Source organism: Cupriavidus sp. SS-3 (assembly GCF_035818815.1).
Lineage (GTDB): Bacteria > Pseudomonadota > Gammaproteobacteria > Burkholderiales > Burkholderiaceae > Cupriavidus > Cupriavidus taiwanensis_C.
The window spans coordinates 25,281-37,316 of sequence record NZ_JAYLVT010000027.1 but is presented as its reverse complement, the minus strand read 5'-3'; the positions used below and the strand labels follow the sequence as shown (position 1 = coordinate 37,316).

The 12,036-nt window shown below is 69.0% G+C and carries 13 protein-coding genes and 1 riboswitch; of the genes, 11 read left to right on the top strand and 2 right to left on the bottom strand.

Annotated elements, in window-relative coordinates:
* The first annotated feature begins 7 nt into the window (after positions 1–7).
* The 6 genes from U9J39_RS28055 (at position 8) to U9J39_RS28030 (ending at position 4,513) form a co-directional block, all read left to right on the top strand.
* The gene (locus U9J39_RS28055) at positions 8–1,198 is read left to right on the top strand and encodes an FAD-dependent oxidoreductase (protein WP_115707859.1); all 1,191 of its coding nucleotides are present in this window, start codon (positions 8–10) and stop codon (positions 1,196–1,198) included.
* 12 nt (positions 1,199–1,210) lie between these two features.
* Positions 1,211–1,408, top strand: a complete 198-nt coding sequence (gene thiS / locus U9J39_RS28050) for a sulfur carrier protein ThiS (protein ID WP_012351522.1) — start codon at positions 1,211–1,213, stop codon at positions 1,406–1,408.
* A 3-nt stretch (positions 1,409–1,411) separates the two neighbouring features.
* Entirely contained in the window at positions 1,412–2,245 is an 834-nt protein-coding gene (locus U9J39_RS28045) for a thiazole synthase (RefSeq protein WP_115679184.1), read from the top strand.
* The gene (locus tag U9J39_RS28040; protein WP_326348674.1) at positions 2,242–3,375 is read left to right on the top strand and encodes a thiamine phosphate synthase; all 1,134 of its coding nucleotides are present in this window, start codon (positions 2,242–2,244) and stop codon (positions 3,373–3,375) included. Before U9J39_RS28045 ends, U9J39_RS28040 begins: the two co-directional genes overlap by 4 nt.
* Before the next feature lie 7 nt (positions 3,376–3,382).
* Positions 3,383–3,889 carry a GNAT family N-acetyltransferase gene (locus tag U9J39_RS28035; RefSeq protein ID WP_115707863.1) on the top strand — a complete coding sequence of 169 codons (507 nt, stop codon included), beginning with the start codon at positions 3,383–3,385 and terminating at the stop codon, positions 3,887–3,889.
* A 174-nt stretch (positions 3,890–4,063) separates the two neighbouring features.
* The gene (locus U9J39_RS28030) at positions 4,064–4,513 is read left to right on the top strand and encodes a PaaI family thioesterase (RefSeq protein ID WP_115707864.1); all 450 of its coding nucleotides are present in this window, start codon (positions 4,064–4,066) and stop codon (positions 4,511–4,513) included.
* Between the two features lie 19 nt (positions 4,514–4,532).
* Here the strand turns inward: U9J39_RS28030 and thiD are convergent, their stop codons facing one another.
* Positions 4,533–5,369 carry a bifunctional hydroxymethylpyrimidine kinase/phosphomethylpyrimidine kinase gene (thiD, locus tag U9J39_RS28025; RefSeq protein ID WP_172581710.1) on the bottom strand — a complete coding sequence of 279 codons (837 nt, stop codon included), beginning with the start codon at positions 5,367–5,369 and terminating at the stop codon, positions 4,533–4,535.
* Positions 5,370–5,427: 58 nt separating this feature from the next.
* A riboswitch (S-adenosyl-L-homocysteine riboswitch) is annotated at positions 5,428–5,542 on the top strand.
* A gap of 120 nt (positions 5,543–5,662) precedes the next feature.
* On the opposite strand from thiD, the gene ahcY reads away from it, so the two are divergent.
* From ahcY to U9J39_RS28005, 4 genes are all read left to right on the top strand, one after another.
* Positions 5,663–7,081 (top strand): adenosylhomocysteinase, encoded by a 1,419-nt coding sequence (ahcY, locus tag U9J39_RS28020; protein ID WP_018004682.1) that lies wholly within the window; start codon positions 5,663–5,665, stop codon positions 7,079–7,081.
* A gap of 80 nt (positions 7,082–7,161) precedes the next feature.
* Positions 7,162–7,512, top strand: a complete 351-nt coding sequence (locus U9J39_RS28015) for a phage holin family protein (RefSeq protein ID WP_012351530.1) — start codon at positions 7,162–7,164, stop codon at positions 7,510–7,512.
* 39 nt (positions 7,513–7,551) lie between these two features.
* A complete protein-coding gene (metF, locus tag U9J39_RS28010; RefSeq protein ID WP_115711511.1) occupies positions 7,552–8,382 on the top strand; it encodes a methylenetetrahydrofolate reductase [NAD(P)H] in 831 nt (276 codons plus the stop codon).
* Between the two features lie 189 nt (positions 8,383–8,571).
* Positions 8,572–9,330 carry a Mut7-C RNAse domain-containing protein gene (locus U9J39_RS28005; protein WP_115707868.1) on the top strand — a complete coding sequence of 253 codons (759 nt, stop codon included), beginning with the start codon at positions 8,572–8,574 and terminating at the stop codon, positions 9,328–9,330.
* Here the strand turns inward: U9J39_RS28005 and U9J39_RS28000 are convergent.
* A complete protein-coding gene (locus U9J39_RS28000; RefSeq protein WP_115707870.1) occupies positions 9,327–9,905 on the bottom strand; it encodes a 5-formyltetrahydrofolate cyclo-ligase in 579 nt (192 codons plus the stop codon). The genes U9J39_RS28005 and U9J39_RS28000 overlap by 4 nt on opposite strands.
* Positions 9,906–10,008: 103 nt before the next feature.
* Between U9J39_RS28000 and U9J39_RS27995 the strand changes: the two genes are divergently transcribed.
* Positions 10,009–11,961, top strand: a complete 1,953-nt coding sequence (locus U9J39_RS27995; RefSeq protein ID WP_115707872.1) for a lytic transglycosylase domain-containing protein — start codon at positions 10,009–10,011, stop codon at positions 11,959–11,961.
* Positions 11,962–12,036: the final 75 nt, after the last annotated feature.

Sequence of the window (12,036 nt, the reverse complement as noted above, 5' to 3'; positions counted from 1 at the left end):
CACCCTCATGACAGCAGTGCAGTCGTTTGACGTCGCCATCCTCGGGGCCGGCCTTGCCGGTCGCCTGGCCGCCTGGTTGCTGGTCCGCGGCGGCGCCCGCGTGGCGCTGGTGGAGCGGGCCGGCCCGGACGGCGCGGGCTCGGCCGCCTACGTGGCCGCGGCCATGCTGGCGCCGCTGGCCGAGTCGGCCATCGCCGAGCGCCGCATCGTCGACCTCGGCATCGCCAGTGTCGACCTGTGGCGCGCCTGGCTGGCCGAGTTGCCGGAGCCGGTTTTCTTCCAGGAAGACGGCACGCTGGTGGTCTGGCATGCGCGCGACCGCGCCGAGATGTCGCTGTTCACCAGCCGCATGCGCGCGGTGGCGCCGCCGGAGCTGGTGGCGCAACGGCTGCGCGCGCTCGACGGCAAGGGCGTGGGCGAGGTCGAGCCGGCGCTGGCGGGCCGCTTTCCGCAAGGACTGCTGCTGGCCGGCGAAGGCCAGCTCGACAACCGCGGCGCGTTGCGCGCGCTGCTGTCGTGCGCGGTCAGCGAAGGCGTGCATTGCGTCTGGGAGGCGGGCGAGGTCGATGCCGGCTCGCTGTCGCAGCTTGGCATCCACGCCGACGTGGTGCTGGACTGCCGCGGCCTGGGCGCACGCAGCGCGTGGCCGGCGCAGCCGGGCGGCAGTCAGCCCGGCCTGCGTGGCCTGCGCGGCGAAGTGGTGCGCGTGCATGCGCCCGACGTCAAGCTGCACCGCCCGGTGCGCCTGCTGCATCCGCGCTATCCGATCTATATCGCGCCCAAGCCCAACGACCTGTATGTGATCGGCGCGACCGAGCTGGAAAGCGAGGACGATTCGCCGATGAGCGTGCGCTCCGCGCTGGAGCTGCTGTCGGCGGCCCATTCGCTGCATCCGGCCTTCGGCGAGGCGCGCGTGCTGGAACTGAACGTGCAGCGCCGCCCTACGCGGCCTGACCACCTGCCGGCGATCCGCGTGGACCAGCGCGCGCGCGTGGTGCGCGTGAACGGCCTGTACCGCCACGGCTTCCTGATCGCCCCGGCGGTGACCGAGGCGGCGTGCGCGGTGGTGGGCGCGCTGCTCAAGGGCGATCCCGCCGCGCATGCCGTGCCCGCCGCGCTGCGCTGGCCCGGTATGATCGAAGCGGTGACCGAAGCGCCCGCGCCCACCATTGGCGCGCGCTCCGGCACGCTGCATTAATGCAAGACTGACATGGATATCCTGCTCAACGGCCGACCGCTCGCCCTTGCCGAATCCGCCACGCTGGCGGACGCGGTGAGCGCGGCGCAGATCGCGCCCCCCTTTGCCGCGGCGGTCAACGGCCAGTTCGTGCCGCGCGCCGCGCACGCCAACACCCCTCTTGCGGCCGGCGACCGCATCGACCTCGTGCAACCCGTGACGGGAGGCTGACCCATGACCTTCGAACCTTCCGCAACCCTGCGCGACCCGTTCGTGCTGTATGGCGAGTCGTTCGGCTCGCGCCTGCTGCTGGGCACCGCGCGCTATCCGTCGCCGGCCACGCTGGAAGCGGCCGTGCAGGCGTCCACCCCGGCCATGATCACGGTCGCGCTGCGCCGCCAGGGCGCGGTGGGCGATGGCGAGGGCGGCCAGGCGTTCTGGCAGATGCTCAAGGCGCTGAACGTGCCGGTGCTGCCCAACACCGCCGGCTGCTTCACCGCGCAGGAAGTCATCACCACCGCGATGATGGCGCGCGAGGTGTTCGAGACGCCGTGGATCAAGCTCGAGCTGATTGGCGACGACTACACCCTGCAGCCCGATACGCTCAACCTGCCGGCCGTGGCGGATACCCTGATCAAGGAGGGCTTCAAGGTGCTGCCGTACTGCACCGAGGACCTGGTGCTGTGCCGCCGCCTGCTCGACGTCGGCTGCCAGGCGCTGATGCCGTGGGCCGCGCCGATCGGCACCGGCCGCGGCGCGGTCAATCCGCACGCGATGCGCGTGCTGCGCGAGCGCCTGCCCGATACGCCGCTGATCGTCGATGCCGGCCTGGGCCTGCCGTCGCATGCGGCGCAGGTGCTGGAGTGGGGCTATGACGGCGTGCTGCTCAATACCGCGGTGGCGCAGGCTGCCTACCCGGTCGACATGGCGCGCGCCTTCGCGCAGGCCGTGGCCGCGGGCCGCACCGCCTACCTGGCCGGGCCGATGCCCGAGCGCGAAGTCGCGCAGGCCAGCACCCCGGTGGTCGGCATGCCGTTCTGGCACGCCGACACGGAGCAGCGCGCATGACCCGCCGCCCCGTGCACGCCCCCAGCGACGGCCCGCTGCGCCAGGCGGTGCTGGAACACTATGGCGATACCTTCGGCGTCGACGACAAGCCGTGGCAGGCCTGGCGCCTGCAAGACGCGCCGGCGCAGCCCGGTGCCCACGACGTGCTGCTGTCCGACGGCGAAGCCACCGAAGAAGTCATCGCGCGCGTCGCCGCCAGCGGCGCCACGCTGATCGAGACCGACCGCGAAGGCGGCCAGTGGATCGACACGGTGCGCTCGCCAATGGGCACCTGGGTGTTCTCGGTTGCCGCGGACAATGACCAGCCGCATTCGCCCGCCTTTGTGGCGGTGCTGCTGGCGAGCTTGTCGCTGCATTTCCCCGCGCATGACGCATTGGCCCTGGCGCGAGCCTGGGAGCCAGGTTCGGCCGATTGGCCATCCGATTTCGCGCGCTTCCCGCGCGTGCGCCATGCCGCGCTGGTGGCGCCGGAGCAGGCCGTCGAGCCATTCGCGCCGTGCCCCGCGCTGGGCCTGTACGTGGTCGTGCCGAACGCCGAATGGATCGAGCGCCTGGCGCCGCTGAACGTGCCGACGGTGCAACTGCGCTTCAAGTCCGACGATCCCGCCGCGGTGTGCGCGGGGATCGCGCGCGCGGCGAAAGCCATGCAAGGTTCATCGTCGCGCCTGTTCATCAATGACCACTGGCAGGCGGCGCTCGACTACCACGCCGCCAATGGCCCGCAAAGCGGCATCTACGGCATCCACCTTGGCCAGGAAGACCTCGACGACGCCGACCTCGACGCGATCCGGGCGTCCGGCCTGCGCCTGGGCGTTTCCACGCACGGTTACGCCGAGATGCTGCGCGTGGCCGCGATCCGCCCGAGCTACCTGGCGCTGGGCGCGATCTTCCCGACCACGACCAAGGTGATGCCGACCCAGCCGCAAGGCATGGGCCGCTTCCGCGCGTATGCGAAGCTGATGCAGCCGGTGATCCCGTCGCTGGTCGGCATTGGCGGCGTCAACGCCACCAATATGCGCGAAGTGCTGGCCGTTGGCGTAGGCAGCGCCGCCGTGGTGCGTGCCGTTACCGAGGCTGATGACGTGCCGGCTGCGGTGGCACATCTCGTCAGCCTGTTCCCGCCCGCCTGAGCGCGCCATGGCGGCCCCGCGCATCCGCCTGGCGGCGGTGCATGACCTGCCGCGGCTGCCCGATATCGAATTGGCCGCGGCGGCGCTGTTTCCGGAGAACGACCTGCCCGCGCTGCTGCGCCTGGTCAGCACGCCGCATTCGGCGCTGGCCGCGGCGCAGCGCGATAGGCGCCTGTGGGTGGCCGAGCATGGCGGCGAAGTCGCCGGCTTTGCACTGGCCAGCCGCAATGGCGCATGCGGCTATCTCGATGAAATGGACGTGCATCCGGACCATGGGCGGCGCGGCATCGGCCGGGCGCTGGTCGGGACCGTGCAGGGTTGGGCGCGCGCGAGCGGCCTGCGAACGCTGAACCTGACCACGTTCGCGCATTTGCCGTGGAATGCGCCGTTCTATGCCTCGATGGGGTTTCGGCGGCTGGAGGACAGTGAGCTGTGCCCGTTGCTGTCGGAGGCGCTGGCGGCACAGCGGGCCGCGGGATTGCGACAGCGGATCGCGATGCAGCAGGCCTTCTGAGCCGGTGGTTTGCTCCCCTATCCCGCAAGCGGGAGAGGGGAGCGAGCCGTACCTGGCGACGCGCATCGCGTCGCCAAGATTTGTGCGACATTCGCCCAGCCGCGGGAATCGAAGCGGACCCCGCCGCTATGATGATGGGCAGCATTCCCCGCCATCCATCCAGCATCGCGCACCATGTCGACCCAGCTCCCTGAAATCATTCCCGCCGCCCCCGGCACGCCTGAAAAGCCCTATTTCGGCATCGACGTGCCGCTGATGCGGTATTTCGGCCTGCAGCCGGAGCTGATCGAAGAGGGCTACTGCCGCACGCGCCTGCCGGCGCACCCGCAGCTGGTGAACAGCCGCGGCGACGTGCACGGCGGCACGCTGATGGCGACGCTGGATTTCACCCTGAGCGGCGCCGCGCGCTCGCATGCGCCGACGGAAACCGGCGTGATCACCATCGACATGTCGACCCATTTCCTGGCCGCCGCACGTGGCGAGCTGACGCTGGAAGCGCGCTGCCTGCGCCGCGGCGCGCGCATTGCGTTCTGCGAAGGGGAAGTGAAGGATGCCGACGGCAACGTCGTGTGCGTGGCGCGCGCCGCATTCAAGCTGGTGCCGTTGTCCAGCGGCGGCAACTGAGCGCTGCCTGAGCCGCCGCTCAGCCCAGTGGGCGCGGCGCAAAGGCGTGATTCAGCGGGCCGTTGCCGCCGCCCAGCCGCAAGCCTGCGCCGGCCGCGATGGCCTGCGCCACGTAGTCCAGCGCGGCGCCGACGGCCGCTTCCAGCGCATCGCCGCGCGCCAGCTGCGAGGCGATCGCCGCCGCCAGCGTGCAGCCGGTGCCGTGCAGGTTGCGGGTCTCGACGCGCGGGTGCGTAAATACGCGCACGGTGCCGTCCCTCAGCATCAGCATGTCGTCCAGCCCGCCGGCGATGCCGGCCGCGCCATCGTCTTCCAGGTGGCCGCCCTTGAGCAGCACGGCCGGGCAGCCCATTGCGATCAGGTCGGCGGCGGCCTGTTCCATGTCGGCGCGGCGCGCGATCCTGCGGCCCAGCAGGTATGAGGCCTCGGGCAGGTTGGGCGTGACCAGCAGCGCGCGCGGGAACAGCAGCCGCACCATGGCCTGCGTGGTGGCGTCGTCGGACAGCGTCGCGCCCGAGGTCGAGATCATCACCGGGTCCACCACCAGCTTGCGGATGCCATGCCGGTCCGCCGCAGCGGCCACGGCCTCGACGATGGCGGCGGTGCCCAGCATGCCGGTCTTGGCCGCGTCCACGCCGATATCGACGGCCACCGCGTCGATCTGCGCGGCCACCATGTCGGCCGGGATCGCATGCACGCCGGTTACGCCCAGCGTGTTCTGCGCGGTGATCGCGGTGATGGCGCTCATGCCGAAGCAGCCCAGCGCGGAAAAGGTCTTCAGGTCGGCCTGGATGCCGGCGCCGCCGCCGGAATCGGAGCCGGCGATGGTCAGGGTGCGGGGTGGCGTTGGAATCATCTGAGCGGAAATCAAGGAGGGCCGGTGCGCAAGGCGGCCGGGCACGCTACAATACCGCCACTCCGAGGAGCGTTGCAACGGATGGAGGCCCGCGAAGCACATCGCGCGGCCGGCGGCACAGCCGCCCCAGCTATCCGCCAGGCTCGGACTGTCTTCAACGGCGCTCGCTGATCCGTGGTCCGCACGGAAGCGAGTCGACCTATCCGCGTGCTTCGCATGTGCCCGAGCGCCATGCCCGGCCGCCAGATCCCCGTACTCGTCAACTGCGTGCCACTCTTCACCGGGAGTGAAACATGAACGCCGTGACCGACCTGAAGCAAGACTACCTCGTCGCCGACATCAACCTGGCCGGCTGGGGCCGCAAGGAAATCGCCATTGCCGAGACCGAGATGCCCGGCCTGATGGCGATCCGCGACGAGTTCGCCGCCGCGCAGCCGCTCAAGGGCGCGCGCATCGCCGGCTCGCTGCACATGACGATCCAGACCGCCGTGCTGATCGAGACGCTCAAGGCACTGGGCGCCGACGTGCGCTGGGCCTCGTGCAACATCTTCTCGACGCAGGACCACGCCGCCGCCGCCATCGCCGCGGGCGGCACGCCGGTGTTCGCCTTCAAGGGCGAATCGCTGAAGGAATACTGGGACTTCACCCACCGCATCTTCGACTGGGCCGACGGCGGCACCCCGAACATGATCCTCGACGACGGCGGCGACGCCACGCTGCTGCTGCACCTGGGCGCGCGCGCCGAGAAGGATGCTGCGGTCATCGCCAACCCGGGCAGCGAGGAAGAAACCTACCTGTTCGCCGCGATCAAGGAAAAGCTGGCCCGGGACCCGAGCTGGTACAGCCGCAACCTGGCAGCCATCCGCGGCGTGACCGAGGAAACCACCACCGGCGTGCACCGCCTGTACCAGATGGCGCAAAAGGGCGAGCTGCGCTTCCCGGCGATCAACGTCAACGACTCGGTCACCAAGAGCAAGTTCGACAACCTGTACGGCTGCCGCGAGTCGCTGGTGGATGGCATCAAGCGCGCCACGGACGTGATGATCGCCGGCAAGATCGCCGTGGTCGCCGGCTATGGCGACGTGGGCAAGGGCAGCGCGCAGGCGCTGCGCGCGCTGTCGGCGCAGGTGTGGGTCACCGAGATCGACCCGATCTGCGCGCTGCAGGCCGCGATGGAAGGCTATCGCGTGGTCACCATGGACTACGCCGCCGAGCATGGCGACATCTTCGTCACCTGCACCGGCAACTACCACGTCATCACCCATGAGCACATGGCCAAGATGAAGGACCAGGCCATCGTCTGCAATATCGGCCACTTCGACAACGAGATCGACATCGCCTCGATCGAGAAGTACGAGTGGGACGAGATCAAGCCGCAGGTCGACCATGTCAAGTTCCCCGACGGCAAGAAGCTGATCATCCTGGCCAAGGGCCGCCTGGTGAACCTGGGTTGCGCCACCGGCCACCCGTCGTACGTGATGAGCAGCTCGTTCGCCAACCAGACCATCGCCCAGATCGAGCTCTGGCAGGAGCGCGACAGCGGCAAGTACCCGGTCGGCGTCTACACGCTGCCCAAGCACCTGGACGAGAAGGTCGCGCGCCTGCAGCTGCGCAAGCTGAACGCGCAACTGACCGAGCTGACCGAGCAGCAGGCCGCTTACATCGGCGTGAAGAAGGAGGGCCCGTACAAGGCGGATCACTACCGTTATTGATGCGGTTCGCCCTGTGCGCTTGCCGTGCTCCCCTCTCCCATAAATGGGAGAGGGGAGAAAACACCAACCAAGGAACCGTCATGAGACTACTGGTCGTCTGGATCATCAACGCCGTCGCGCTGTTCGTGTTGCCGTACATCATCCCGTCGATCCACATCAAGAGCTTCGGCTCGGCGATGCTGGCGGCGCTGGTGCTGGGCCTGGTCAATACGCTGATCCGTCCGATCCTGGTGATCCTGACGCTGCCGGTCACGCTGCTGACGCTGGGGCTGTTTATCTTCGTCATCAACGCGCTGCTGTTTCTGTTCGTCGGCAACCTGCTGTCCGGCTTTACCGTCGGCGGCTTCTGGGCGGCCTTGCTGGGCTCCATCCTTTACAGCGTGATCTCGTGGCTGCTGGCCAGCCTGCTGCTGGGCAACCGCGACGACTGACCCCATTTGCGCGCCGCGCCAACGCGGCGCGCCACCATCATGCAAGACCGCTACTTCAGCTTTGAATTCTTCCCGCCCAAGACGGCGGAGGGCACGGAGAAGCTGCGCAACACGCGCGCGCAGCTGGCCCCGCTCAAGCCCAAATACATCTCGGTGACGTTCGGCGCCGGCGGCACCACGCAGCAGGGCACGCTCGACGCCGTGCTGGAAATCCAGCGCGAAGGCATCGAGGCCGCGCCGCACCTGTCGTGCGTGGGCTCGTCGCGCGAGAGCATCCGCGCGATCCTGCAGCAATACCGCGAAGGCGGCATCCGCCATATCGTCGCGCTGCGCGGCGACATGCCTTCGGGCATGGGCGAGATCGGCGAGTTCCGCTACGCCAACGAGCTGGTGGAGTTCATCCGCGCCGAGACCGGCGACTGGTTCAATATCGAAGTCGCGGCGTACCCGGAGTACCACCCGCAGGCGAAGTCGCCGCGCCATGACCTCGACAACTTCGTGCGCAAGGTCAAGGCCGGTGCCGACTCTGCGATCACGCAGTACTTCTACAACGCCGACGCCTACTTCCGCTTCGTCGACGACGTGCGCGCGCAGGGCGTGGAGGTGCCGATCGTGCCGGGCATCATGCCGATCACCAACTACTCGCAGCTGATGCGCTTCTCCGAGATGTGCGGCGCCGAAGTGCCGCGCTGGGTGGCCAAGCGGCTGGAGAGCTTCGGCGACGACCGCGAATCGATCCGCGCCTTCGGGCTGGACGTGGTCACCGCGCTGTGCGAGCGCCTGCTCGCCGCGGGCGTGCCGGGGCTGCATTTCTACACGCTCAACGCGGCCGGCGCGACCAAGGCGATCTGGCAGCGGCTGAAGCTGTAAGGAACGCCAGCGAAGAAGTGAGCGGTTTTGGGGTGCTCCAAAGCAGCCCGAACTAGCCCAAGCAAGGTGTTCTCCCTCTCCCCTCACGGGGAGAGGGTTGGGGTGAGGGGCGGTTTAACCAGGAACTCATCAAGCGGGGCCAACGGTGTTAGCGTACTAACACGGCCGATCGGTGCCATACTCGCCTCCATGGTCACCGCCACCTTCCGCTTCTACGAGGAACTGAACGACTTCCTCGCGCCGGACCAGCGCCGGCGCGACCTGCCGTGCGTGTGCGCGCGCGCCGCCACGGTCAAGCATATGATCGAGGCGCTGGGCGTGCCGCATACCGAGGTCGAGCTGATCCTGGTCAACGGCGAGTCTTGCGGGTTCGAGCGGCAGCTGTGCGATGGCGACCGGGTCTCGGTCTATCCCAAGTTTGAGCGGATCGACGTGTCGCCGCTGCTGCGGGTACGCGAGCAGCCGCTGCGGGTGATGCGCTTCGTCGCCGATGCCCACCTGGGCGGGCTGGCCCATCTGCTGCGCATGACCGGCTTCGACACGCTCTACGACAACCATTTCGAAGACAGCGAGATCGAGCGCATCGCGGTCGACGAGGGCCGCATCGTGCTGACGCGCGACCGCGAGCTGCTCAAGCGCCGCGGCATCACGCACGGCTGCTATGTGCGCGCGCTCAAGTCGCGCCAGCAGGTGCGCGAGATCTTCGCGCGGCTGGACCTGGCGCGCAGCGCCCGGCCATTTTCGCTGTGCCTGGACTGCAATGCGCCGCTGCGCGCGCTGGATCCGGCCGGTGCGGCCGGACGCGTGCCGGACGGCGTGCTGGCGCGCCATCGCAGCTTCGTCACCTGCGACCGCTGCCTGCGGGTGTTCTGGGAAGGCTCGCACTGGCGCTGCATGCGCGCGCTGGTCGACGAGCTGGTGCAGGGCGCCGGGACCGATCCGGGCTAGAACGCGCCTGACTCCGTCACGATCCAGTCCATGGCGATGTCGTGCGGCTGCGCCGCCAGCGCAATGCGGCAGGCGTCGTAGCCGATGCCGACGGCGACCGGCCGCTGCGCCATCGCCGCCAGGGTGCGGTCGTAGAAGCCGCCGCCGTAGCCCAGGCGGAACTTGTCAGGGCTGAAACCGACACAGGGAATGAGCAGCGCATCCGGCATCGCGGCCTCGGTGCCGTCGGGCACCGGGATGCCGTAGTGGCCGGTGGCCATGGGCGTATCCGGCGTCCACAGGTGGAAGTCCAGCGGCGTGCCGGGGCGGCTGACCGAGGGCAGCGCGGCATGGCGGCCGGGCACGGCGGCGAGCCACTGCGCCACCGCGACGCGCGCGTCGAACTCCTGCTGGATCGGCCAGTAGAAGCCCAGGCAGCGCACCGCCAGGCCCGCCAGCAGTTCGGACAGCGCGGCGGCGATGCGTGCATCGGCTACGGTGCGCGCGGGCAGGTCCGCGCGCTGTGCCAGCAGCTGCGCGCGCAGCGCGCGGCGGTCGTCGGCAGGGATGGAGCTAGTCGCAGGAGTGGAAGACATGGCGTGGGATAATGCCCTCGTCCGAACCAACACGGATGGCGGCGCCGCGGTTTTCGGCACACGGTGCAGGCGCGGGCGCCGCCGTCATCGACAAGGAAGAAGAATGCTGAAGGGAGTATATCTGCAGCGTGCAGGGCGGGCCGCCTGGATCGCGCTTGCATGTGCATTGCTTGTCACGCCCGTCCACGCGCAAAAGCGCCCGCAGGCGGTCACGCGCGCGCCCTCGACGGTGATCCCCAGCGATCCCGACGAGGCCTTCGCCGCGCTGCGCGAAGCCGCGCGCAAGAACGACGTCGAACGCGCCTACGCGATCTCGGCCACGCTGGTCGATTACCCGGTGCCGTCCTATGTCGAGTACTTCCGCATCAAGCCGCAGTTGTTCGACGCCAGCGGCCTGGCCCGCATCGATGCGCCTGACGACCAGGTGCGCGTGTTCCTGCAGCGCTACAAGGGCGACGCGATTGCCGACCGCATGCGCAATGACTGGCTGCTGGTGCTGGGCAAGAAGCGCGACTGGGCCAATTTCGATGTCGAATACCCGCAGTTCGCGCTCAAGGACGATACCCAGGTCGAGTGCTATGCGCTGCTGTCGCGTGCGCTCAAGGGTCAGAACGTGGCCGCCGATGCGCGCAACGTGCTGAGCGACCCCAGGTACTACGGCGAAGGCTGCGTCGACCTGATCGGCTATCTGGTCCAGAGCCAGCAGATCCAGCGCAGCGACGTGGCCTTCCAGGCGCGCCTGGCGCTGGAGCAGAACTACCTCACGCTGGCCGGCAAGATCGCAGCGCTGCTGCCCGACGCACGCGTGGACGGCGATACCCTTGCCACCATCGTCAAGATGGCGCGCTCCGACCCGTCGCAGGCGGCGGCCTACCTGGCCACGGCCCAGGGCGCGCTGTCGCGCGACGAGCAGGGTGCGGCCTGGGGCGTGATCGGCCAGTTCGCGGCCAAGAAGCTGCTGCCCGAGGCGGCCGGCTACTACCGCCGCCAGATGGACCTGGGCGGCAACCAGTGGCTGTCCGACGACACCCAGGAATGGCGCGTGCGCGCCGCGCTGCGCCAGGGCGACTGGAAGCAGGTGCGCCAGGCGGTCGAGCTGATGCGTCCGGAGCTGCGCGCCAAGGACCCCGCCTGGATCTACTGGTACGGCCGCGCGCTCAAGGCCGACGGCCGCGACACCGAGGCCCAGCAGAACTTCCAGCAGATTGCCGGGCAGTTCAACTTCTACGGCCAGCTGGCCAGCGAGGAACTGGGCAACCGCATTACGCTGCCGCCGCGCACCACCGTCAGCGACGCCGAGGCCATGGCGATGCGCTCGCGCCCCGGTTTTCAGCGCGCGCAGAAGTTCTACGCCATGAACCTGCGTTTCGAGGGCAACCGCGAATGGAACTGGGAACTGCGCAACATGAGCGACCGCGAGCTGCTGGCCGCGGCCGAATATGCGCGCCGCCTGGAGCTGCTCGACCGCACCGTCAACTCGGCCGACCGCACCCGCAACGAGCATGATTTCGCGCTGCGCTTCCTGATGCCGTACCGCGACATCATGCAGCGCGCCACCGACGAGGTTGGCCTCGACATGGCATGGGTGTACGGCCTGATCCGCCAGGAATCGCGCTTCATCATGAATGCGCGCTCGTCGGCGGGGGCGCATGGCCTGATGCAGGTGATGCCCGCGACGGCGAAATACGTGGCGCGCAAGATCGGCATGAGCGACTTTTCGCCGTCGATGATGGCCGACCCCACCGTCAACATCCAGCTTGGCACCAACTACCTGAACATGGTGCTGACCGACCTGGACAGCTCCTGGACGCTGGCCTCGGCCGCTTACAACGCCGGCCCGGGCCGCCCCAAGGCCTGGCGCAGCACGCTGGTGCGGCCGGTGGAAGGCGCGATCTTTGCAGAGACCATCCCGTTCAATGAAACGCGCGGCTATGTGAAGAATGTGCTTTCCAACGCTACGTACTATGCTGCATTGATGAGTGGCCGGCCGCAGTCGCTGAAGTCGCGCCTGGGCACGGTCGCGCCGTCGGCGGTGACCACCACCAGCCTGCCCTGAAGTCGTTGGTTCTGGTCCGCCTGCCCCGGCATGGGGCGGGTCGGACTGGCACGACGGGCCTGCCGGCGTAGCGCC